Here is a 24,040-nt window from a genome sequence, read left to right as displayed (position 1 = left end):
TTTAATAGCTCAAAATATGAGCTTTTAATATTTATGTACAGTTTCTCAGGTAGCATCAATCTAATCCAACAACGCTATACATTCCTTCAATACCATATCTGGAGTAATATGCCATAAACAATCAGGCTTTGGTGCGCTTGGACACTCACCTACTCGAACACTACAAGGACAACATTTTTCTTCACTTGAAAGAGCTCTTGCGTTGACGTTAATAGGACGCCAACGCTTAGGACTCGTACACCCATACATCGTAACCATTTTTACACCAGTTGTTGCAGCAATATGCGTCGCTCCTGTGTCAACTGTAACGAATAAATCCGTCTGCTCCATAATTGCAGCAAGATCTACTAACGATGTTTTCCCACAAAAATTCAAAACGTTCTGATGCATCGCCTCTATTACTTCATCAGCATATTCCCGATCATTTGGTGCACCAATAATATAGAATGATGCATCATACTTTTCCACCAACATGTCAACCAATCGTACAAAATATTCCTTTGGCCAAGTTTTTAATGGAAATGTCCCTTTTACACACAATGCTATACGTTTCTTCTTGTATGGCAGCTGTTGTAAAAGCTTTTGCGCATTGTTCTGCGATTCCTTTGTTATTCGTGCAAATACTGGATTTTCATGAATATCACTCCCAGTAAAACCTCGGACTATCGATTGATATGTCTCAGCTTGTAGCGTATTATTTAAATCATGCTCTAAATGAACAACGTTTGTATAAAGCCAAGTAACTTTACTCGGCGTATCACCAAACACGCGATCCGGACCTACTCTTACCGGAATCCCTGCTAAATAACAAAGCAATGCAGGGCGCAATTTACGGTCAAATGAAATCGATAAATCATATTTTTTATTTTTCAGCAATCTAACCATCTTTAACATGGCTTTCACTGAGTTTTCTTTAGCCTTATATTGAAACGGAATAACCTCATCAATCAGCGGATTATTCACCAATGCTTCTACAACTACAGGTTTAACTAGCATCGTTATTTTTGCATCAGGATATACTTTTTTTAAAATAGCAATAGCGCTTGTACTAACTACTACATCCCCTAAATTAATTAAGGCATTAACGAGTATATTCTTATATTGTTTCATCGTAATTTTTCTCCATATTGATACTTATCCATTCATCTACAACATATAAAAAAGCCATCATTATTCACGACGCATTTTCAAATACAAACTTATTTATTTCCTAATTCAATAAGAATACATCTATCAACAAAAAACTTTATGTATCATTTTTTAACAAATTATTGATAAATGTCATCTTTCCATATTCCATGTTCGCTTTTTCTAATTCTAATGCATACTTATTTTTTTCTTTTTCATATCCATCAACAAACGTTTCCATCTCATGCCTAAATAAAGAAAAATCATTTACATCTATGTATGCACCAATAGAATATTTTTTCATTACTTCTGGATTAAGAACATTCGTTGTGAGCACTGGTTTTTTGGCACCAATAGCTGTAAAATAAATAGCACTCCAATTATAAAGATAACGTTCCGCGGTATATGGCAAATACACTATATCAACAGATTGTATTGCATTATACCAGTCATCATTCAACAGCTTATGTGTGATAAATTCCACTTGGTTTTCTTTATACCCAGCAACAATCTGTTCAACTTCCCTACGATCTTCTTCTGTTGTTGGTACTAGTTGGATAACGAACTTCACTGGTCGATTAAAAACTGCTTCATTTGCAAGTCTCAGCAGCCAATCAATATTTTTTTCGCCCTTCCGATAATGTCCAAAAAAACCAATCCGTAACGGATTATGTTCAGCTTGACATTGACATTTTTTAGGAATCATTACTGGCGGCTTTATTAATTTAACATTTCGAGGACGATTTTCTCCGAAATCATCTCTTAACGTCGTCACGCACAGATGTATGTTCTTATATGGCAAGCAATCATTTGCCTTAGATAAAAATCTCGGTTTTTCTTGAGGATTTACTCCTAGAAAAATAAAAAATACCGGTATGTCAATATTCCGCAATCTACTTTTTTTTAGCGCACGCATATAGCGATAAGTTGCCGTAGTCAATACAATTGCATCTATACCTTTTTCTTTAGCCATACCGACTGCTGCATCGAACCACTTTACACGACGCTTTTCCCGTAAATATGAATACCATATTTTTTTCAATCCCTTAACACCATCATAAGAGATAATTCCGCCACCTGATAAGTAATACTTAGGAACATCAAAATCATAATCGAGCTTGGCCCCCTCAGGAAGCATCATGACCGGATTATGACCACATTCCCTCAATGCCTCAATGATAATCCTATCAAATTCCAGTTCAAATCCGGCACTAGCCTTAACAGTCTCTAGTATCGCTACTTTCATTTTATTAATTCCTTACTACTATAAATGTACCGAAGTTTTAAATATTTCATAAACGTGTAATAACCATGCAAAACAGAAAAAATAAATCCTAATTCTCCATCCAAAAATCCTAACTTAAAAAAATACGCCCGAATAAAAGCGTAGCTTGGACGCAGAATCAAATCCACTAAATCTGCTTTTTTTCCTCGTTGATGCATCTTATCCGCCATCATATCCGTATACTGACCTAGCTTATAAAAATAGCGACCCCAATCTTTATAAGTATAGTGATGCATACATCCCTTCAAATCTAAACAAGTCAATTTGAATTCAGGATGTTCATGTACCTTCCCTTTCCAACATACTTCTTTACGCGGAAATAATCGTATACACCAATCCGGAGCATGTGCTCCATGCCGCATCAATTTTCCAAATAGAATATTCATACGTTTGATACGATATACTACATTCCTATCTTCATTAATAACATTGCGTATTTCAAAACTTGTCTCTGACAAAATACGCTCATCCGCATCAAGGAAAAACACCCATTCAGCCTCAGTTTGTGTCAAGGCAAAATTACGCTGTCCAGCAAAGCCATCGTCTCCCATCGGGTGCACGACAAAGCGTGCTCCCAAGGCCTCGGCCTTGGCCTGCGTCGCATCGGTGCTGCCAGAATCTATTATGACAATTTCATCAGCAAACGACGCACTTTGGATACAGTCCTCAATATTATTCTCTTCATTCTTGGTTAGAATGATAACTGCAAGTCTCACCATCGCACTAATTCTCCATACAACTCTTCTCGAAACCGATATTTCCCATTACCCGATCCTGTTACAGGCTCCACAAGCTTCAATTCTTTCATTTTCGCCAATACCCGCCCGCCTGCAGAAGCAGCTGAAAAACCTAACCATTCTACAATATCTTTGCGAGAAAAGACAGCATTTGTCGTAGTTTTACTAAAGACCATCATAATATGGGTCCGCATTATTTTAGATACCTTACTTCTTTTTAGCTGATTATCAAGAGCAACGACCTCATTTTCAGCGGCACCGACCTCATTTCCAGCGGCACCGACCTCATTTCCAGCGGCACCGACCTCATTTCCAGCGGCAAAGACTACTTTTTCCTCTTCATAAGCCTCAATTGGTGGTACATTATAATTAAGATTGAATAACGTTACTCTAAAATTCGCTTCATCAGAAAACAACTGTGGCCTTACAGACTCCCGATATAAATATGCCCGTTTGTAACCATCACATACTTTACGGAACCCACTCCCCCGTCGTTCCATCAGATTCATACGATGAAATAAATCTGCTACTACAGGATTACGTCTCCTTGAAGCTACATGATATATGTCTAAATTTTGTATCTGGGAGCCATCAAACATTCCTCCCGGAGAATATATCTCCATACGATCATCAAAAATGTCAATATGCACTTCACTGCCAACATCCAAATAGTCACGATGAATCAATGCATTGATAATACACTCCTGTACAACACGTTCTGGATAGTCTGGCATATTTACCCGAAAAACAGACAGTTTTTTCCAGCGCAACCTATTATTTCTTCTTACAAAGTCCATTGATTGCAAAAAGAGCTCCACTAAACTGCCAGAAATCTCCATATCATCTTGCGCTTCAACTAACCCATCTGTCTTGTCAAGTCCACTCCAACGCGTACAAAAAACTCGCGAATGTCGAATAGGAGAATCATCTGCCATCAATGCGCCAGCATTAGTCAAGTAACCATCGTCCGTCAGCAACCCAAACGATTCTAAATCTGTTTCCGTCAATATATTATGTGTCTGTCGTTTATACAAACGTTTTAAATCCTGAAATGCAAAATTTTCTCTCGCATATCGTGAAGGCAAGCTATTTGCAAAGGCACTGACACTTTTAAGCCAACTTTTCGGCTTTCTAAAATCAGGCTGTATTTTTTTATCATATTGTGTTGTCTCTCCAATAAGTCCCGACTTGACTAGCCATTTATCCACATCATTACTCCTGTATTCCAAAGACTACTAACATTTAATTATACTATACATAGAAAAAAAAATCCGCACTTTTGTGCGGATTTCGTTTCTCCTACGATTGAAAAGCTTCAAAGCTGTAAATTTCCATTATAACCATATTCGTCCCATATAAACCAAACATCCCAGCAGCAGGATAAACGGCAGGTATATCTTCATCGCCAAGGCCAGCAATTGGCTTTCACTGCCGCGCCCGGCGACGCCAATGGCTGCGACGCCGATGGCGATGCTCTGCGGGGCGATGATCTTTCCCGCACAGGCGCCCGTGGCATTGGCCGCAGCTATCCAGACCTGTGTGTTCTCGGAGGCCCCGATGGCCACGGCCGCATCCATCTGGAGCTTGCCTAAAAGGATGCAGGTGGACGTTGCCGATCCTGTGATAAAACCGCCCACCGAGCCGATGAAGGCGGCGATAGCCGGATACATGACGCCCGTAGCTGCCACGGTATGGTCAGCGATGGTCGTTGTCATGCCGCTATAGCCCATGACCTTGGCCGTGGCGATGATGCTGATGATCGTCACAAAGGTCGGCCGCAGGCTAAACACCGTCTTGCGCAGGACCTGCAGCATGTCGCCCAGGGGCGTCCGCTGGATGAAGCCGCTGAGGAACGTGGCAAAGAAAATCACCATGCCCGGCGTCGCAACCCAGTGGAAGGTATAGGGACTGCCGCCATCCCCCTTGTAGATAAGCACTGACGTGCGAATCTGCGAAATCGAATCATAGATCATCGGCACCAGCTTGCTGGTCAGGAGCAGCAGGATGAAGATCAGCACAAAGGGCAGCCAGGCAAAGAACGCCTGCCGGCGGTTGACGGCTGGCGCTTCCTCCCGCTGCAGCACATAGGCAAAATCCTGCGGGGGAAAGAACCGCACGGCAGCCATGATGGCTCCCATGGTGCAGACAGCCCCCGCGCGACGCCCGCCAGCTCGGGCCCCAGGAAATACGATACGACGAGCTGGGCCGCGACATAGCCGACGCCAGCTGCCAGACAGATAGGCACCATGCCGCGGATAGCCCGCCAGCCACCGCCAGCAATCGCCACCATCAGGAAGGGGCAGAAAATGCCCAGGATGCTGATCTGCAGCGCCACATAGGTAGCCAGCTGGGCAGGATCTGTCCCCATGATGCCCGACAAGGTAACCAGCGGAATGCCAATCGAGCCATAAGCCGATGGCACGAAGTTAGCCACCAGACAGACGGCCACGGCACTTACGGGATTGATGCCCATGCCCGCGAGCATGCTGGCCGGGATCGCCACGGCCGTACCGAAGCCCGCCATTCCCTCAAGGAAACCGCCAAAGCCAAAGGCGATGAGCAGGATCAGCACGCGGTAATCGCTGCTGACCGAGGTGAGCATGGCCTTGATGCGCTCCATGCCCCCCGTATGTACCGATAGATGATATGTATAGATAGTCGCTGTGATGATAAGAAGTATCGGCCAACACGCCAGTGCCGTGCCTTCAAGCACGGCACTGGCCATGTAATCCCAAGGCATGCCGAAATTCATGATGCTTACCACCAGTGACAGGAAAAGCGCCACAGGGCAGGCCTTCCAGGCCGCCATTTTCAGGCCGGAAAGCGCCAATATCAACCAGAGTATCGGCAGCACGGCCAGCCAAAAAAGGGTCACAAGTATCCCTCCCCTAACATTCTATTTTCTACGGAATACTATTCGCTGCCCGCAAATAAATTCCTGTGCTGTCCATGGACTTTTATCAATGGATAATGTCCTGCAGGCAGTCCAGCAAGCTGCCTGCCGTATAGCGTATGCCGGTAAGCCCCGCCCGCTGCGCGCACGCCATGTCGCCATCGCTGTCGCCGACAAAGAAGGACTGGCCGCGGTCGATCGCATAGTCTTGGCAGGCCTTGTCCACCATGCCCGTCTGCGGCTTGCGGCAGGCACATTCCTTGGTATACTGCGGGATTTTCCCCGCCGGATGGTGCGGACAGAAATAGAGCGCATCAAGATGCGCTCCAACCTGGGCTAATTCCTCATTCATCCAGTCATAGACCTTCTTCACGTCTTCTTCGGGATAGTAGCCGCGCGCCACACCGCTCTGATTCGTGACGAGGATTGCAAGGTACCCCAAGTCGTTGACGTACTTGATGGCCTCCCTGGCCCCCTCGATCCAGACGAAATCCTCCGGACGGTGCAGGTAGTGGATATCGACATTGAGCGTACCGTCGCGGTCGAAGAATACAGCTTTCGTCACCTCATCCGAGCGCTTCGCGCCCACCTTCCCCTCCAGGGGAAGGCTATTAGTCCTGTCCATAGACAAAATAGCCACCGGCATCCAGGAATCCGACATATTCTTTCACCGCATCGCTCATCTCATGGAAGCCCTCGTCATAGCCAGCGGTCAGCAGGTTCGTCGGATCAGCTTCCGTGTAGTTCTGGTATTTGCCCTTGAGCACTTCCGGGAATTCACGGTAGGTGATCTCCCCTTTGCCCATCGCGGCGATGACAGCCTGTGCCACTTCGTTGTAGCTGTGGGCATGGCCCGTGCCGCAGTTGTAGATGCCGCTCTTCCCCTTGTTCTCCCAGAACCAGAGGTTGACATTCACCACGTCTTTGACATAGACGAAGTCACGGCGCTGCTCGCCATCTTTGACCGGCGTGCCATTGATATCGCCCCAGCCCTTGAACAGGCGGACTTTGCCCGACTCGTTGATCTGGTTGTAGAGCTGATAGAAGATGGATGCCATCTTGCCCTTATGATGCTCCTGCGGGCCATAGACGTTGAAATACTTGAGGCCGACGATCTGGCTCTTGGCCTCCGGCATGACCTGACGCACATAGCGGTCAAAGGCCAGCTTCGAGAAAGCATACGGATTCAGTGCATCCTCACACTCATCGCCCTCGCGGAACCCATTCTTGCCGCTGCCATAAGTCGATGCCGACGACGCATAGAGGAACGGGATGCGATGCTGCAGGCAGAAGTGCAGCAGGGACTTCGAGTATTCGTAGTTGACGCGCATCATGAAGTTGACGTCGTACTCCATCGTATCGGAGCAAGCGCCCTCATGGAATACGGCATCGATGTCCGTGCCGTCGAAGTCGTCCTCCTCGATGCTCTGCAGGAAATCGTCCTTATGCTGGTAATCGATGAACTGCAGACCACGCAGGTTCTTGTAGTTCGCACCATCTTTCAGATCGTCGACGATAAGGATATCCGTGCGGCCACGGCGGTTGAGTTCCTTAACGATATTGCTGCCGATAAAACCGGCGCCTCCGGTTACAATGATCATGGTATGTTTCCTCCTATTCCAGAACACGTCTTACTGCAAGACTTCAAGTAGCTCTTCCCTGCTTATCGCATAGGTTCCCAGCTTGGCGACGACCACGCTGGCGGCCAGATTGGCCATCCGGGCGCTGCAGACAGGTGCCAGCCCCCCGGCCAGCCCCAAGGCAAAGACCGCGATGACCGTATCGCCGGCGCCCGAGACATCGTAGACCTCCTGCGCCTTCGTCGGGATATGGGTGATTTCCTGCGGCGTCACCAGCGTCATGCCGTTCTCCGAACGTGTCACGATGATGTTCTTGAGCTGATATCTTTCCATCGCATAGCGCGCCGCCTTCTCGACGGCTTCATCTTCGTTCTTGATGCGCGCGGGCAGGATCTCGTTGATTTCCTTGAGGTTCGGCGTGATATAGTCCGCACCAGCATATTTATCCCAGTCACTGCCCTTCGGGTCGATGATGACGGGAACCTGGTGCTCGTGCGCCGCCTGGATGATTGCCTGGCAGGTTGCCGGCGTGCAGCAGCCCTTACCGTAGTCCGAGATGATGATGGCATCCGCGCCCTGCGCGAGCGCCGCCTGCACATAGCCCTGCAGCCGGTCAGCATACGGACCCTCGACCGGCTCGGCCTCCTCGAAGTCCAGGCGCATCATCTGCTGATGGCCGCCGATGATCCTGAGCTTGGTCGTCGTCGGCCGGTCGGTACGGATGAGGCCATTGTAGCTGATGCCGCGCTCGGTGAATTTATCGAGCAGGCTCTGGCAATGGTAATCCTCGCCGACAAAACCAGCGATATCCGTCGCACAGCCCAGAAGTGCCAGATTATGCGCCACATTGGCCGCACCACCCAGCGTCTCCTTCGAAGACAGCACATGCGTGATCGGTACCGGTGCCTCCGGCGAGATGCGCGTGACCTCACCATAGAAATATTTATCCAGCATGACATCGCCCACGACGAGAAGACGGCAGCCTGCCGTGCCGTTGGCAATGAAATCATGCATCGCTTGCTTATCCATTCGCGGATTCTCCTTCCTTGACCGCCCGGCTAGGCTTCCACCACCTGGCACTCATAGTCCCCATAATGTGCGGGCAGCTGATACGCTGGAACCCCTTGGTATTTCTCGAGCAGCGCATCGACCTGTTCCATGACGACGGCTGGCGTGATCTTCTTCATGCAGGCGAGGTTCTCCTCCCCGGCATGCGGGCATTCATGGATGCCGCAGGGATGGCAGGCCACAGGTGCCTTGACGAGCACATCCTTGGCATCGTAGGGATAGAAGCCCGGCACAGGGCTCGCACCAAACATCGTGACGATCGGGACATTCATGGCTACACCGACATGCATCGGGCCTGAATCCGTCGTCAGGAACAAGCAGCAGCGCTTGAGCAGCCCTGCCAGTACGGAAAGGCTCACCTTGCCCGTAAACACATGCAGCTTGCCGCTGTCCCTCTGCGCCATCTGCGCGATGCACTTCTCGACAATGGATAGATCCATCGGGCCGCCAAAGAAAGCCACCTGATAGCCACGGCCAATGAGCGCATCGGCACACTCGGCAAAATAGCTGTCCAGCCAGCGCTTGGTCGGCCAGCTCGCACCGATGTTGAAGGCAATGACCTTGTCCTCAGGCGCAAAATGCTGCTGCCAAAGGGACTCCGCCTCCTGCTCGGCCGCCTCGGGCAGCCACATCTCGAGGCCGCCGTCATCGATGGTATCAACACCAACTGCCTCCTTCAGCACCTCAAGGTGCGCATGCACCTGATGCTTCCAGCCTGGCACATATCTGTACGGCGGCAGCAGGTGGAAGGGCCCCTGGCCGATATGATGGGCCACCGATGGATTCTGCATGACCTTGTCAAAAAACAGCGAAAAGCCTGGCTTGCTGTAGCCGACAATGCGCTTGGCACCAGAAAACGCCGCAATCGCCGAGGCACGCTCGTTGCGGTGCAGGTTGATGACCAGATCGTATTTCTTCTGCCGCAGTCCCCAGATGAACCGGAACAGCGAGCCGAAATGGTCGTCCTTGCCCTTCTTGTCGATAAGCAGGCATTCGTCAATATATTCATTCTGCTCGACGAGATCGCGGAGCTTCTTGTCCGCGAGCAGGCTGATGCGGGCCTCCGGATAGTTCGTGCGCAAAGTGCGCAGGACCGGCGTCGCCAGCATCAGATCGCCGATATGCATGAGATTGATTACGAGGATATTATGATACACGAATGATTACTCCTCCACTGAATTCCCCTTTTGCAGCAGCCACCAGGCTATTGTACGCACAGCTGGCAGGATACTGTCTACCTTCTGTCTGGCTGCCGGCGCATCGCCAGCGTCCTGTCCGTTCAGCATCGATACCTTGCTGCCCTCCAGCTGGCCAATCATTCCGTCAGCCAGCCAAGTCGAACCATTGAATGCAGCCTGCGATCCCCTGGTCATACTCGGTAGCAGCGAATAATATTGGAATCCTTTCGGTGCAATAAGCTCCAGCAGCGTCGGGACGATATTCAGATGACCGCCAACCACCTGCGCGGGCAGAATATCTTTCGTAACCCCCTGCCCATAGAGCACAAAGGGCACACTTTGGTGTTCAAACAACGTTGGCTGCGTGCCAGGGTCCATGCGCACCGCATGATCCCCAGTGATGACAAACAGGCTGTCCGGATATTTTTCCTGCGTCTTGCGGACGAATTCCGTCACCACCTTATCCATATACCAGTAATGGCCAAGCTCCACAGCCAGCTCATCGGGATTCTCGGCCTGCGGCAGCTTTGCCGTTGCAGCCTTTGCCCGTGCGAGATCAAAACCCTCGGCTGCCAGGTCCAGGTTATACGGCGGATGATTGGTCACTGTCATGATAAGATGCACCGTTGGCGGTTCATCGGCAAGATGTTTTTCCAAAGCGTCAAACATATAGCCGTCCTTTGTCCCCCAAGCGCTTTGCTTTGGTGCATTATAATCGGGATAGCCATAGAAGTGGTCAAAGCCCTGCGCCAGTGCTACCCGGTTGATGCTATCCCACGAAGGAATCCCGCCATACCAGAAGTCCACCTGATACCCCAGCTGCTTGAACTGCGGCGCCATGGCTGTCGGATAGGCTTCCTTGAAGGTCCGCAGCTGATACTGCGGCGAAATATGGATTTCGGGCAGTCCCGTCACCATACCGGTGATTGCGATTGCCGTATACTCGCCATTGGGCAGGAACGACTGCGTCGCATAGCCCTCTGGAGCTGCAGCAAGGCTGCGGATGCCATCTGCAGCATGAAGATCCGCATACTGATCCAGCATCGGCCACTGCGCCCACGACTCGCCCAGAATGATGAAGATATGCCTGGGCTGCGGGATCTCTGCTCCCTGCGCAGTACGTGCCAGGTACGGCTTTATCTCCTTTGCCTGCAAGTCCTCATGCCCTGCGATCTGCCGCAGGTATCTGCCGATATTCTCCCTATCCACACCAGCGATATGTCCGGCCTCCATATTGATGGCAAAATCACGGGCACGATAGAGCGCCTGCACATCGTCCAGTATGCACTCATTGAGGAAGGCATCATTCGTCACACCGCAGTTTTCCCAATTGATGCCCTTCTCATAATTGAAGCTGGCACCAAAGCGGACAAACAAGCCAAAGACAAAAATCACAGCCGTCAGCCCCAGTGATGCCATCGCCACGGGCAGCTTGCCTTTGAGCGCTGGCAGCGGGAACACAGGTGTCTGCAAGAGGCGTTTCAAGATATACCAGAAAAGCACAGCCAAGGAAACCGCCACCGCCAGCCGCCAAGGCAGGCCGTATTCCTGCACCATCGTCCAGAACAGTGCTGTACGGTCATCCTGCCAGCCCTGCACGACCTGCATATTATAGGTCATATGGAATTCGCGATAATAGGGGAATCTGGCCTGAAAGAATACAGATAAGAAAAAGGACGCCGCCGTCCCTACCCAGAGGCGCAATCTGCCCAGCTCCAGCCGCGGCAAAAAGATTCCCGCCAATGAGCAGAACACAAAGGACAGCAGCGTGATGGCCCCAGCAGATTTCAGACTGAGCCGGGCGCCCGTCCAGAGCGCCAGACCGATTTCCTTGGCATCAGCAGCCGCAGAAAGATATGACGACATATCCCATATGAAAATGATCCGGTACAAGCAGATCAACAGCCACAAAGCCGCAAACAGCTTCAGATCCTGTTGGATGCTCGCAAAAAATTTCTGTAAACGTATCATAACCGCAAGACTTTCTTTATCAATTCACAGACCTGCTGGACCTGGATGTTTGCCAGGCAGTCGAGCTTCTTCGGGCAAGCGCGTTTCCAGCAGTATCTGCAGGTACGGTCAACCTCAATGGCATTTTCCATCTGCCCGTACGGGCCATTGCGGTTCGCATCCGTCGGCCCCATCAGCATGATGGTCTTCGTGCCGACGCCGGCCGAAAGATGCACCGGACCCGTATCGCCGCCGATGACGAGCTGGGCATTCTGCAGGATATAGGTGAGCTGCTTGAAATTCGTGCGGCCTACAAGATCGATAGGCGGGATTTCCGTCTGCGCACAGATCTCAGCAGCCCGCTGCTCATCGACGACACCGCCGCCCACGAGGACGGGAATCAAGCGCCGCTCATAGAGCCAGTCGGAAAGCTCCGCAAAGCTCTCCACCGGCCAGCGCTTGTTCGGCCAGTTGGCACCGATGGCAAACACCACATAAGGATTGCCCATATTGGCCCCCGCCTGGCTGAAGATCCGCTGCGTGAGCTCTGCTTCGCGTTCGGGCACCTCCAGCGGGAACCGCACCTGATCGACACGGCAGCCAATGGCCCGTGCGACGTCGAGATACCGCTCGACAATGTGCCCATTGGCATTAGGGCCGATGACAGGCTTAGAGATCTTGTCGCTGAGCTCGCGCATGTTGCACATGCCAAGCTTCACCGGTGCCTGACCAAGACGCGCGATAGCCGCCGACTTGAATAGCCCCTGCAAGTCCAGCACCGCATCATAACGGCGCTGCTGGATCTTGCGCTTGAGCGGCCCATAGTTGCCTAGGAAGCCGCCGATGGATTTGAATTTCTTCTTTTCAAAGACGATGATCTCATCGATATAGGGATTCATCGTCAACAGGTCATAAGCCGGCGGCTCGACCACCCAGGTCAGATGCGCATCGGGATACGTTTCCTTGATGGCATAGGAAACCGGCAGCGCATGGATGACGTCCCCAATGGCGCTGAGCTTCACTACAAGTATATTCTTCATAACAACGTCCTTACTCGTTCTCTCCCTGCTGGATCTTGCGGATCACATTGCTTGTCGAGCGGCCTGCGACCATCTGGACAAACTCGACCCGGCCGCCATAGCTCTGCACGATCTTCGCCTCGGGCAGCGTTTCCAGCGTATAGTCGCCGCCTTTGACATAGATATCCGGCTTCACCTTGGCAATCAGGGCTTCGGCAGTCTGCTCGCCAAAGAGTACCACATAATCCACCGCCTTGAGCGCACCGACAACCTTGGCGCGGTCGAGTTCACTGTTGATGGGCCGCGTCGGCCCCTTATTGGCGCGCACCGATGCATCGGTATTGAGCCCGAGCACCAGGCAGTCGCCAAAGGAGCGTGCCTTCTCCAGATACGTCACATGTCCGGCATGCAGGATGTCAAAACAGCCGTTGGTGAACACGACCTTCTGGCCGCCCTTGCGCAACACTTCACAGAAAGCAGCAATATCATTCGGATCTATCAGCATTTCGTTCCCTCTTCATTTTCCTAATACAGCGGCCAGCTCCGCCTTGCTGACGGTGGCCGTGCCCAGCTTGCGCACAGCGATGCCGCTGGCAACGTTGGAAAGCTCGGCCGCCCGGGCGGGATCGACACCAGCAGCCAAGGCCAGGATGACCGTCGCTACGCAGGTATCACCAGCGCCCGATACATCAAAGACCTCGCTCTTATCGGACACGGGGATGTTATGGATCGCACCATCTTTTTCCAGCAGCACCATGCCATACTCGCCCCGCGTCACGAGGACACCATCGGCCTGCAGCTCCTCCAGGAGCTCCTGCCCCGCCGCATAGATATCCTCCTCAGTCGCCAGCTCCCTGCCGACGGCCGCCGCAAGCTCAGCATCGTTCTGCTTGACATAGCCGATGCCCTTGAAGCGGTGGATATCATAACGCGAATCCACCATGCTCGGGATGCCATGCGCACGGCACCAGCTGATAAGCTGCTGCGAAAGCTTCGGCGTGACTGTCCCGGAGCCGTAATCACTGAGGACGATTCCCTTGATTTTGGGCAGCAGGGACTTCACATACTGCATGATCTGCGACTCAAAGGCTGGTGCCATCGGCTCATGGCTCTCCTTGTCGATACGCACGATCTGCTGGCTGACCGTAGCCCGGCCGCCCGCGATGACCCGCGTCTTCGAGATGGTCGGACGCTTCTCGTCACAGAACAAGCCATCCGTATGCACCCCGTTTCTCTCCAGCGCTTCTTTGAGCCCGCGGGCCGCATTGTCAAGCCCGACCAGCCCCACGGCAAAGACATTGCCGCCAAGCGTTGCCACGTTGTTGACAACATTGGCCGCGCCGCCCGCAATGATTTTCTCGCCCGCCTGCTCAAGCACGAGCACCGGAGCCTCGCGCGAAATGCGCGAAATGCGGCCATCCAGATAGATATCGGCCACCATATCGCCGATGACCAATATATTCTGTCCCTGGATTTCCTCCAGGATTGGTGCCAGTTCTTTTCTCATAAGTCAAACATCCTCAATCATTCTTGCGTATATTCCTGTTTACCATGGCGTGAACTGGAAGCGTATACTGATTTGATTATGCAGCGATTTATAGCGCACAATCGACTCCGCACAATGCATATCATGATACCAATAGTAATCGATATTCTTCCACTTGCCATGGTCAAGATCGTATTTCGTGCCGACTGCCAAACGGTTCTTCTCATCCACGCGATAGCTGAAACCACCTTCAAGCTTGCGGCGGTAATCATCCGTACCGAAATTGAATAAGGAGCTTGCTGCATCCTTCCGGCTATAATGATAGCCCGCATAGGCTGCCCAGCGCTCATCGAAATCCTTCGTCAGTACAGCATCGGCCTTGATGCCGGCCACACGCGAATTATCGTACGACTCCCGCGTGATGTTATAGCCCAAACTCAAATAGAGCGTATAACGGCTGAATTTGATGGGATCATAGCCCAGAGTTGCCGAATAATAGCTATGATTGCTATGAATGCCATTTCCATACCAACGGCCATACTCGGAATAAAGCTTATACGTGAAGCGGCTGTCGCCGATATGATCGCCATAGCGCCAGAATACAGCTGGCTGCTTGCGAATCCAGCGATTATCGCTATCCTCAAAATAGCCATAGGTGACACCCGTCGCCATCTTCTTATTCTTCCAGGTCACATCATAATTGCCACGCCAGCCATCGGCCCCTGTGACATAAATATTCGTATTGACCGCAACATTGCTGGCCACAGGAAATGAAAGATCCCAGCTGAAAGTCAGCTTATCGTCGGTATTATACCCCACCCGTGGATAGGGATATTTCGCTTTATCCGATCCCGGACTGATGTCGACAACATAACGCTTACGTGAATAGAGTTTTACCTTCTTGAGCCAGAATGAGACATCTTCCAAGACAATCTTATCATTCGGGTACATAGTGATTTTCTTCGCCTGCAGATGATAATCCGGTGATTTAGCACCGCATTTGGTCTGCGTGCCATCATAAACCACGATATGGTCCGGATAGAACTCAAACCGCTTACCCGTGATATAGTGCGCATCGGCCTTACCGCGGACATTATCGATTGTCCCCGTCTTGGTGCCATAGTTGTAATGCGCTTTATAGCCATCAAGCGTTATTCGCATCTGCCCCGGCGTCATCTGCAGGATATGCGCCTTGCCGGGAATGTCGATTTCCTGCCTTTCCGTATTTCCCGTGACTTCCTCGCCCTGGAAACGGTGCGCATCCATCTGCAGGATATCCACCTTGCCCTTGGCGATGAAACTGCCATCACGCTGATCATAGGTAAGATCTTCGCCTTCAAAGGCCACCGGCATCGGCTTGTCCTTGGCCAGCGGCTGCCGCAGATGCTTCTCCATATTCGCCGCATCTTCAAGCAATTTCTTCTGCTCATCGGTCAGCCGGCGCTGACGCTCCTCGATACGATTGTTCTCAATATAGTCCAGCGCCTGGATGCCCGTATCCGAATCCGCCGAATACGCCGCATAGGCAGTCCCTGGCATGCCCGGAAGCACAGCGGCAGCAGCCACCATGCCCGCCAGTATTTTCTGGTTGCTATTCATCAAAAGGTTCTCCTTCTGTACGATACGTCTGAATCTAAACACACTACTTTAATAATATAACAGAAATGCATTTCACGCAATAAAAAGGGATATGCCAGCAGCTCCTTCGCTCCCCAGAGGGGGCGGCAACGTTTCTCGCAGATCTGCAGATCCCCATCTTAGGGGCTCTCCTTGATTGAAAAAGTCCGCTGACCCTTATTCGGAGCCAACGGACCTCTAGCATATTCATCTCACTTATTCGGCCGTCGTCGTAGCTACGCCGTAAAGCAGCGTATCAGCCTTGGTCTGGATATAGAACTCCGTGCCCTCAGGCAGGTCGATGTTCTTGCCCTTGACGAAGGCACCGCCGATGATGCCGATGGGGCCAAGGATCACCATGCCAGCGAGACTTGCGCCCGCAGCCATGGCCAGATTCTTCATCTCTTTTTCGGCCTCAGCCCCCAGCAGCGTTTCCACATCCGTACCTTCGATGGCCTTGGTCTTGTAGAAGTCGATCTTCACCTCAGCATTGCGGCCGAAGTTCTTGGCCTGCTCTACCTTCTGCACCTTGCCTTCGCCCGGTGCGCCCTTGGCAAATACCAGATGATCGCTCACGATGACATCCTGGGCTACCTTGAAGCGGACGATGTCGCCTGCCTTGAGGTTCTTGGCGTTGACCGGATCGACCAGTGCCACCTTGATGAGCGTATTGGCCGGCACATTGACCTGCTCAACAGGCAGCGTCTCAGAACCGAAGGACAGCTTCGCCAGGGATTTGATGCGCTGGTCATAGGTGCCCTCTGACGTCTTGCCATTGATGGACATCTCCATATCCGCCACGCGCTTCTCGACCGGGTTCATGCTGACCTCATGATCGATATTCCACTCGATAGCATTGAGCTCCGCAAGGGTCGATGGCGACGATCCATTGGTGTAGAGGTCATGGTAGATGGCATCGACACGGGCCATCATGCTGCCCGAGCGATGCGCACCGTTGTAGTCACGCTCAAGCTTATTGATGCGCTCCGTGATGGCCCCCGTCTGCTCGACCCCGTAGGTATCCTTCTCAATCATGGCCAGTTTGTCCTGTACCGTGGCCGGCGTTGCAGCGGCAGCCATGCTCATGGACGATGCCAGCATCACAGCGCTCAAAAACATACTGCATACTTTGCGGAATCTCATTACTATCTCCTCCGTTTCAAAATGAACTCGGTATCTATTGTACCATACTTCCGGATAAAAAACTTGAAATCCTGCTAAAATACCGATTAATGCTGGCTTAAATCATCCGCAGTAATCTTTTGCTGGGATTCCTCATAATGGCTTGATTTCGTCTCGGGGGCATGAGAGCCGTCAGGCTCCGGATGAATCAGGATATCGAACGTGCCGAGTTCCGCGCGGATAAGCTCTTCCAGCTCATCACAGACCGCATGGACATGAGACAGATGCATATTGCCATCAAACAGCACATGCACATCAAGCAGCTTGTAGGAACCCGATTTGCGCGTACGCAGGCAATGGCAGCTGCGCACCTCGGGAACGCTCTCGATGATCTGGGTAATGCGCTGCTCCTGCTCAGCAGGCAGGCTCGCATCCGTAAGTTCCATGGCCGATTCCGTAACCATGCGCCAGCCCGCCCGGAAGATAATCCCAGCAACAAGGATAGCAATGGCAGGGTCCAGCCAGGCCCAGCCCGTAAGTTGCATAAGTGCCAAGCCAATAAGGACACCGACCGAGGTCCAGACATCGGACTGCAAATGCAGGCCATCAGCCTCAAGCGCCTGCGATCCCGTGATTTTGGCGACATGGATCAGCCGCCGCGAGACAAGGATATTGACGACTATCGATACGAGCATGATGGCGATGCCGTAGCCCAGCGCTTCCGGGACCTCAGCCGACTGGAACTTCTGCGCCGACTCGTAGACGATGCCGACAGCTGCCCCGACGATCAGCAGGGCTTCGACCGCCGCCGACAGGTTCTCGAACTTGCCATGCCCATAATCATGCTCCTCATCCGGCGGTACCAGCGATTTTTTTACCGCCCAGAACGCAATGAGTGCTGCAATGAGATCGACACCTGAATGCAAAGCCTCAGAAACAAGGCTCACAGCGCCAACATAAAGACCGACAATCAGCTTCAAGATGACAAGCGTCGTATTCGAAAAGATGGACAGCCAGGCCGTCCGCTGCTTGAGCGCAGCATGTTCCGTCATAAGAATCCCTCCTGTTATTTTGTAAAATCTTTCCTAGCGCCACCATGCAAAAGAGCCTCCTCCAGACAGAGGAAGCTCTGATTCCTTATTTGCGCGGCTGCTCATAGATGAAATCCACCATCTCATGCATCGGCGACGAGACAGAATACCCCGTTGCCGTAAGCGGTGTATTGTTCGCTTGCAGGGTTGTGCGCGTATCATACTGCTGCGTAACCGACGACAGGATCTGATAGGTCGACTGCGTCGGATTGAAGCGCATGCGATAAATGAATCGGCGGTTCTGCCGCGCCTTGATGACGGCGACGCGGGCCGTCACGATTTCAACCTCGGCCATATACCCCTGCGGCACTACAGCCGGCTTCCCCGGCTCCTGCGCCGGGATGGGGTCTGGCTGGATCCAGACCTTATCGGTCGAAAACTCAATCGAATCCACGTCAACATAGTAGCCCGTGGTACCGTTGGCATCCACGAACTGCATATTCTCTGCCAGGCAAGTACCGCTGAAGAGCAGCAAAGCTGCCAGCAATACTGGCAGGACACGCTTTTTTATCATCAATGTTTCGCTTCCCTCTATCGTAAAATCTTTGAACGCCTTTCATTATAGAGGAGCAGACGCGCAGGCGTCAATAGCTGCAAGATTAAGATTTGCTTTACCGCAAAGATCAGCAGATGCGCGGCACGAGGTTGCCCAGCGGCATATCGACGACGCGGATGCCGCCAATGGCCGTGCGCAGGCCGACCTGTCCCTTGGCGGTCTCCGTGACCTCGCCGATGATGCGCGCATCGCGGCCGTATTTATTGGCCTGCATGACCGAAAGCACTCCCTGTGCCTCGTCAGCCGGCACAAAGGCCACACATTTGCCCTCATTGGCCAAGTAAAGCGGATCGAAGCCGAGGATGTCGCAGACCCCCTGTACCTCCTCATGGATGGGCAAAGCCTCCTCGTCAATGAGGAGGCCGCAATCCGAAGCCACAGCTATCTCATTGAGCACCGCGGCCACGCCGCCGCGGGTCGGGTCGCGCAGCACAGCAATATCCGGTGCTGCCTCAAGCATAGCCTTAGTCATATGGCAGAGCGGCGCGCAGTCGGTCTTGACCGTATCGGGAAGGGTAAGGCCATGACGGCCAGCCAGGATTGCTGCCGCATGGTCGCCGATATAGCCCGACAGGATGACCTTCATGCCCGGCTTCACATTCTTCGGCGAGATATGCGTGCCGTGGATGACATCACCGATGCCAGCGGTATTGATGAAGATGCCGTCAGCCTTGCCCTTCTCGACGACCTTCGTATCGCCCGTGACGATGTAGATACCGGCTTCATCTGCCATCTGGCGCATCGTCGCCAGGATCTCCTTGAGGTCTTTTACCGGAAAGCCTTCCTCGATGATAAGGCCAGCTGAGATATAGCGCGGGATCGCCCCCGTCATGGCCAGATCGTTGACTGTGCCGCAGACCGCCAGCTTGCCGATATTGCCCCCGGCAAAGAACAGCGGCTGGACCACATAGGAGTCCGTCGTGAATGCCACCTGTCCATTCATCTGCACCTGCGCACCATCGTGCATCTCCTCCAGCAGCGGATTGCCATAGGCCGGCAGGATGACTTCTTCCATGAGCTCCTGGCTCATCTTTCCGCCCGCGCCATGCGCGAGTGTCACCTTATCACTTACCATATTCGAATCTCCCCTGTCCATACTTGAACCAAGCCGCGCAGACACCCTCGACCGATACCATGCAGGGCCCAATGGCATGCGTAGGCACGCAGGCCTTGCCAAACAGCGGGCAGTCCTGCGGCGTCACGATACCGCGCAATACTTCGCCGCAGCGGCAGGCCGTCTTCTTGGCTGGCGGCAGTTCGCCTGCCGGCAGCGGCATGACCTGCTCGATATCAAAGGCAGCGTACTCCGCCCGCATCCTGAGCCCTGACAGCGGCACGATGCCCATGCCGCGCCAGCCCGTATCGGCAGCCTCATAGACCGTATCCGTGATGCGCTGTGACACCGGATTGCCCTCGGGACGCACGACATCCTCATACTCATTCTCGACCTTGGCCTCGCCCTTTGCGACCTGCTTGACGAGGCGATAAAGGGCGCGCAGGATCTGCAGCGGCTCAAAGCCCGTGACAACACCTGGCACATGATAGTTCTGCACGATGGGTTCATAGATGCCCGTCCCCGTCACGACCGATACATGCCCCGGCAGGATGAAGCCATCGACATGCACCTGCTCATCGCTTAGCAGTGCCTCCATGACCGGCGGCACGAGTTTCTGCGCCGACAGCATGAACAGATTCTTCACCCCCTGCTGCTCGGCGGCCAGCACCGTAGCCGCCGCCGTCGGTGCCGTTGTCTCAAAACCGACGGCGAGGAACACGACCTTCTTATCGGGATTGTCCTTGGCGATCTGGATGGAATCGAGCGGCGAATAGACGATGCGGATATCCGCGCCATTCGTCTTAGCCTCGCTGAGGCTCGACTTCGTCCCCGGGACCTTGAGCATATCGCCAAAGGTCGTGATGATGACCTCGGGATGCTGCGCATAGGCGATGGCCTTGTCCATATAATCATCGGGGGTCACGCAGACCGGGCAGCCCGGCCCCGACACGAGCTCGACATTCGCCGGCAGCAGCTGGCGGATGCCCGCGCGGAAAATCGCCACTGTATGCGTGCCACAGACCTCCATGAAGCGCAGCTTGCGTCCTGTCGTTTCCGCCAGCGCCGTTATCTCGGCCACGAGACGCTGGGCAAGCTCCCGTTCTTCTTTCTTATCCATGGCTGACCGACTCCTCTATCGCGCCGACTGTGCGCGGCGCGCCCTTCATCTCGGCCAGCAGCGCATTCGTCTCCTCCGCATCCTTCTCATCGACGATCTGCATCGCAAAACCCGCATGCACAAGCACGAAATCACCAGGCTTGGCCTCCGGCAAAAGCATCATCGAGACCTCACGGCTGACGCCTGCGATCTCCACCTTGCCGATAGCATTTTCGATTTCCAGCACCTTCGCTGGTACTGCCAGACACATTATGAATCCCTCCTGATCGCCTCTTCGGCCACGATTCCAAAATCAAGCGCCGCAGCATTCTCCTTGACCTGGGGCTTGATACCCCAGGCCGCCAGCTCCTTGAGCGCCTGCTCGACGACCTGCGGCATAAGCTTCTGCATCCCCGGCGACAGCTCAACGCCTGCCTCCAGGTCATAAGGCTGCGCCCCGATAACCACCACATCCGGAATCTTATGCCCCGTCACTGTGAGCAGCGCCAGCACATCCTGGATGCCGACCTCATGGGCCGAAATCTTCTCCTGGAAATGATCCATGACATCATCGTTGTGGAACCGGAACAAGGTCCCCGGCTCCGCCCCGCCATTGATTGAATCGATGACCAGCAGCTTATTCGTCCCCGTCACATACTGCGTGAGCTCGATCCCCAGCGTACCGCCATCGACAATCTGCACATTCTCGGGGAACGCATAATGCGCATCAAGGTACTCCGCCACCCGCACGCCGAACCCCTCATCACGCAGGATCACATTGCCCACACCCAAGATCGTCACATCCGCCGGATGCAGGACATTATCAAGGCTCGACACTGCATCCGAGCCATTACCAAATACATCAGCCATATGATTAAACCTCTCCTAAAACCTCATCCGTCAGCCTACGGCTGCCACCTTCCCCAGAGGGGAAGGCTTTTTGCTCTACATAAGCGAGGGCAGGCAAGGGATGCTATAAGCGCAGCATTGGCATGCTTTGCCTGTCCGCGCGCCTTCGATGCTCCCCCTTACCTGCTGCCAGCCTTTTTTTCAGCCACCCGTTTGCGCAGCCACTCACACCATTCCTCGATCCCCTGCTCCGTCGTGCACGATACCTCAAGCACCTGCATGCCCGGATGCAGCGTCGTGATGTCCTCTTTAGCCGCAGCCATGTCGAAGTTGCAGTACGGCAGGATATCGACCTTGTTCAGCAGTGCAATGGCCGACTCCTTGAAGATCAGCGGATACTTCATCGGCTTGTCATCGCCCTCGGTGATCGAGAGCACGACGCCCTTGTCATCCTCGCCGACCGCGAACTCCGCCGGGCAGACGAGATTGCCCACATTCTCGACAATCAGCAGGTCAAGGTTGTCCAGATCCATCTGCTTGGCCACCTTCTGCACCATCGGCGCATCCAGATGGCAGCCGCCAGCCGTGTTGATCTGGATGACCGGCACACCGTGGCGCTCGATGCGGTCCGCATCCTTGCTCGTGAAGAGATCGCCCTCGATGACTGCCATCTTGAGCTTATCCTTGAGCTTTTCCATCGTCTTCTCGAGCACCGACGTCTTGCCAGCTCCCGGCGAGCCCATCAGATTGATGACATAGACGCCCTTCTCCCTGAACATCGCCTGGTTCTCGGCCGCCACGCGGTCGTTCTCTCCCAGGATATTTTTCATGACCTGAATCTCAGCCATTTAATCCACCTCCAGATACTCTACCTGCATCTCGCGTCCCGAGATTGTCTTGAGGACACCGTCCTTGCATTCGGGACACCAGAAATCGTAATGGTCGACATGGAACTTCTTGCCGCACTTGGAGCACTGCCCCATCAGCGGCACCAGCTTGATCTTGAGCACCGCATCTTCGGCAATCGTTCCCTTGACCAGCATCGCAAACGAAAATCGCAGCGACTCCTGCTCGACACCGGACATCTCGCCGATCAGCAGGCCGACCTCATTGATTTTCTGCGCGTTGTTCTGTTTTGCGTAATCGAGGGCAATATCGAGTATTCCCTCGGCCAGAGCCATCTCATGCATTTGTTTTCCTCCTGCGCCAGCAGGCCTCCTGCGGCCTGGCAGCACATAATAAAAAGGGAGCTGTCTGGCCCCATCCCTCTTGGGGAGGGCTGGCAGCGACAGCTCCCTCAGATCAGCTCACCAGCTTATAAAGCAGCCTCGAGACCACGTGCACTGAACACGCCGACGATGTCCATGAGCTTTGTCTTAGCAGGCGCATAGTCTACTACCGTCTCACCATCGTGCGCATGGATATGGACGAACATGACACCGGGAAGACCGAGAAGTGCCTTTTCTACTTCCTTGGCATTCTCGTCCGTATAGCCTTTGACAAAGAACTGGAGACGCGTGTTGCCATTCGTCTCGCCGCAGCCGCATTCTTTACACATAATCTGATTCTCCTTTGATCATACTGAATGAAATGGAACTTCTGACCAGCCGTCCCTTATTTCTGGACTTTCGGTGGCTCGACTTCGTTCGCATCCTTCGGGACATGCTCGAGGAATTTCACACCCGAGAACATCGAGGATGCCTCGCCCTCTGCCTCCATGATGTCGGCACGCAGGACCATGTAGACATGGCCGATGGCGAAGACGATGATGAGCCAGGCAAAGATGTGATGCACCCAGTGCGTCATCATCTCGCCGCCCAGGACAACATTGACCCAGCCGAACAGGATGCCGCCGATATTCGACGGCTCAGTCATATAGTACATCGCGAAACCCGTGAGGATCTCGACGAGTACCATACCGTAAAGCCCGGCATACGATGCACGCGCCAGCGGGTTGCGCAGGAACGGTGCATGGTGCGGTTTCAGAAGCATGTAGTGGAGCGCAACGTCGATGGTCTCACTGTAGAAGTGGCCTTCCCAAACGCGCGGGAAAAGACGGTCGCCCTTGTTCACGATAAATCCGTAGATGCGCAGGATGAACGCTGCACAGAACGCAAATGCCGCGATAAAGTGGATATTTCTTACCCAGTCCATGGACATGGAAGTGTAGGTTGGTTCGATGCCCAGCACGGTTACCGGTTTCGTGACCAGTAACCCTGTGACGAAGAGCACGATGATTGCCAGCACCATGATCCAATGGAAAATCCGCAGATACGGACTGAACAGGTAGTAGATTTTACGTTTTTCTTCCTTCATTCTACTGTTCCC

General features: G+C 52.9%; 26 protein-coding genes. All 26 read right to left on the bottom strand.

Translation table 11 applies throughout. From position 1 onward, the window contains the following. Positions 1–60: 60 nt before the first annotated feature. The 26 genes from waaF to cybH all read right to left on the bottom strand — a co-directional run bounded on the left by waaF (position 61) and on the right by cybH (position 24,028). Entirely contained in the window at positions 61–1,110 is a 1,050-nt protein-coding gene (gene waaF / locus BM181_RS07820) for a lipopolysaccharide heptosyltransferase II (RefSeq protein ID WP_075443622.1), read from the bottom strand. A 136-nt stretch (positions 1,111–1,246) separates the two neighbouring features. Continuing rightward, positions 1,247–2,374, bottom strand: a complete 1,128-nt coding sequence (locus tag BM181_RS07815) for a glycosyltransferase (RefSeq protein ID WP_075443620.1) — start codon at positions 2,372–2,374, stop codon at positions 1,247–1,249. After that, the gene (locus BM181_RS07810; RefSeq protein WP_082336229.1) at positions 2,371–3,132 is read right to left on the bottom strand and encodes a glycosyltransferase family 2 protein; all 762 of its coding nucleotides are present in this window, start codon (positions 3,130–3,132) and stop codon (positions 2,371–2,373) included. Before BM181_RS07810 ends, BM181_RS07815 begins: the two co-directional genes overlap by 4 nt. Further along, positions 3,126–4,358, bottom strand: a complete 1,233-nt coding sequence (locus tag BM181_RS07805) for an ATP-binding protein (RefSeq protein ID WP_075443618.1) — start codon at positions 4,356–4,358, stop codon at positions 3,126–3,128. The genes BM181_RS07810 and BM181_RS07805 overlap by 7 nt, the downstream gene beginning before the upstream one ends. 126 nt (positions 4,359–4,484) lie before the next feature. Beyond that, positions 4,485–5,276 carry an L-lactate permease gene (locus BM181_RS15565; RefSeq protein WP_256211328.1) on the bottom strand — a complete coding sequence of 264 codons (792 nt, stop codon included), beginning with the start codon at positions 5,274–5,276 and terminating at the stop codon, positions 4,485–4,487. After that, positions 5,162–6,025, bottom strand: coding sequence for an L-lactate permease (locus tag BM181_RS15560; RefSeq protein ID WP_256211324.1), 864 nt, complete (start codon positions 6,023–6,025; stop codon positions 5,162–5,164). The genes BM181_RS15565 and BM181_RS15560 overlap by 115 nt, the downstream gene beginning before the upstream one ends. Before the next feature lie 85 nt (positions 6,026–6,110). Next, positions 6,111–6,668 carry a D-glycero-alpha-D-manno-heptose-1,7-bisphosphate 7-phosphatase gene (locus BM181_RS07795; protein WP_082336228.1) on the bottom strand — a complete coding sequence of 186 codons (558 nt, stop codon included), beginning with the start codon at positions 6,666–6,668 and terminating at the stop codon, positions 6,111–6,113. Continuing rightward, positions 6,655–7,644: an ADP-glyceromanno-heptose 6-epimerase gene (gene rfaD, locus BM181_RS07790; protein ID WP_075443616.1), complete on the bottom strand. Its 990-nt coding sequence runs from the start codon at positions 7,642–7,644 to the stop codon at positions 6,655–6,657. The genes BM181_RS07795 and rfaD overlap by 14 nt, the downstream gene beginning before the upstream one ends. 30 nt (positions 7,645–7,674) lie before the next feature. Further along, the gene (rfaE1, locus tag BM181_RS07785) at positions 7,675–8,652 is read right to left on the bottom strand and encodes a D-glycero-beta-D-manno-heptose-7-phosphate kinase (protein ID WP_075443614.1); all 978 of its coding nucleotides are present in this window, start codon (positions 8,650–8,652) and stop codon (positions 7,675–7,677) included. Between the two features lie 29 nt (positions 8,653–8,681). Continuing rightward, entirely contained in the window at positions 8,682–9,848 is a 1,167-nt protein-coding gene (locus BM181_RS07780; RefSeq protein WP_177207180.1) for a glycosyltransferase family 9 protein, read from the bottom strand. Between the two features lie 6 nt (positions 9,849–9,854). Then, positions 9,855–11,840 carry an LTA synthase family protein gene (locus tag BM181_RS07775; protein ID WP_143092141.1) on the bottom strand — a complete coding sequence of 662 codons (1,986 nt, stop codon included), beginning with the start codon at positions 11,838–11,840 and terminating at the stop codon, positions 9,855–9,857. Beyond that, a complete protein-coding gene (locus BM181_RS07770; RefSeq protein WP_075443612.1) occupies positions 11,837–12,859 on the bottom strand; it encodes a glycosyltransferase family 9 protein in 1,023 nt (340 codons plus the stop codon). Before BM181_RS07770 ends, BM181_RS07775 begins: the two co-directional genes overlap by 4 nt. Before the next feature lie 10 nt (positions 12,860–12,869). Further along, positions 12,870–13,343, bottom strand: coding sequence for a D-glycero-beta-D-manno-heptose 1-phosphate adenylyltransferase (rfaE2, locus tag BM181_RS07765; RefSeq protein WP_075443610.1), 474 nt, complete (start codon positions 13,341–13,343; stop codon positions 12,870–12,872). Between the two features lie 12 nt (positions 13,344–13,355). Continuing rightward, a complete protein-coding gene (locus BM181_RS07760) occupies positions 13,356–14,345 on the bottom strand; it encodes a bifunctional heptose 7-phosphate kinase/heptose 1-phosphate adenyltransferase (protein ID WP_075443608.1) in 990 nt (329 codons plus the stop codon). 39 nt (positions 14,346–14,384) lie between these two features. After that, positions 14,385–15,923 (bottom strand): organic solvent tolerance protein OstA, encoded by a 1,539-nt coding sequence (locus BM181_RS07755; protein ID WP_075443606.1) that lies wholly within the window; start codon positions 15,921–15,923, stop codon positions 14,385–14,387. Positions 15,924–16,157: 234 nt separating this feature from the next. Beyond that, positions 16,158–17,084: a hypothetical protein gene (locus tag BM181_RS07750; protein ID WP_075443604.1), complete on the bottom strand. Its 927-nt coding sequence runs from the start codon at positions 17,082–17,084 to the stop codon at positions 16,158–16,160. Positions 17,085–17,170: 86 nt separating this feature from the next. Continuing rightward, positions 17,171–18,115, bottom strand: coding sequence for a cation diffusion facilitator family transporter (locus BM181_RS07745; RefSeq protein WP_075443602.1), 945 nt, complete (start codon positions 18,113–18,115; stop codon positions 17,171–17,173). Positions 18,116–18,200: 85 nt separating this feature from the next. Next, a complete protein-coding gene (locus BM181_RS07740) occupies positions 18,201–18,668 on the bottom strand; it encodes a hypothetical protein (RefSeq protein ID WP_075443600.1) in 468 nt (155 codons plus the stop codon). Between the two features lie 109 nt (positions 18,669–18,777). Continuing rightward, the gene (hypE, locus tag BM181_RS07735) at positions 18,778–19,785 is read right to left on the bottom strand and encodes a hydrogenase expression/formation protein HypE (protein WP_075443598.1); all 1,008 of its coding nucleotides are present in this window, start codon (positions 19,783–19,785) and stop codon (positions 18,778–18,780) included. Continuing rightward, entirely contained in the window at positions 19,775–20,884 is a 1,110-nt protein-coding gene (gene hypD / locus BM181_RS07730; RefSeq protein ID WP_075443596.1) for a hydrogenase formation protein HypD, read from the bottom strand. Before hypD ends, hypE begins: the two co-directional genes overlap by 11 nt. Then, entirely contained in the window at positions 20,877–21,134 is a 258-nt protein-coding gene (locus BM181_RS07725) for a HypC/HybG/HupF family hydrogenase formation chaperone (protein ID WP_075443594.1), read from the bottom strand. Before BM181_RS07725 ends, hypD begins: the two co-directional genes overlap by 8 nt. Beyond that, on the bottom strand, positions 21,134–21,733 hold the full coding sequence (locus tag BM181_RS07720) for a HyaD/HybD family hydrogenase maturation endopeptidase (protein WP_075443592.1): 600 nt from the start codon (positions 21,731–21,733) through the stop codon (positions 21,134–21,136). The genes BM181_RS07725 and BM181_RS07720 overlap by 1 nt, the downstream gene beginning before the upstream one ends. Positions 21,734–21,891: 158 nt before the next feature. Continuing rightward, positions 21,892–22,560 (bottom strand): hydrogenase nickel incorporation protein HypB, encoded by a 669-nt coding sequence (gene hypB / locus BM181_RS07715; RefSeq protein WP_075443590.1) that lies wholly within the window; start codon positions 22,558–22,560, stop codon positions 21,892–21,894. Further along, positions 22,561–22,902 (bottom strand): hydrogenase maturation nickel metallochaperone HypA, encoded by a 342-nt coding sequence (gene hypA, locus BM181_RS07710; protein ID WP_075443588.1) that lies wholly within the window; start codon positions 22,900–22,902, stop codon positions 22,561–22,563. A gap of 125 nt (positions 22,903–23,027) precedes the next feature. Beyond that, entirely contained in the window at positions 23,028–23,270 is a 243-nt protein-coding gene (locus tag BM181_RS07705; RefSeq protein ID WP_075443586.1) for a heavy-metal-associated domain-containing protein, read from the bottom strand. A gap of 56 nt (positions 23,271–23,326) precedes the next feature. Further along, on the bottom strand, positions 23,327–24,028 hold the full coding sequence (gene cybH, locus BM181_RS07700; RefSeq protein ID WP_075443584.1) for a Ni/Fe-hydrogenase, b-type cytochrome subunit: 702 nt from the start codon (positions 24,026–24,028) through the stop codon (positions 23,327–23,329). Positions 24,029–24,040: the final 12 nt, after the last annotated feature.

The sequence above is a fragment of the Pseudoselenomonas ruminantium genome (assembly GCF_900113715.1).
Lineage (GTDB): Bacteria > Bacillota > Negativicutes > Selenomonadales > Selenomonadaceae > Selenomonas_A > Selenomonas_A caprae.
Note: the sequence above shows the minus strand (reverse complement) of the source record. Positions and strands in the feature narration are given on the sequence as shown.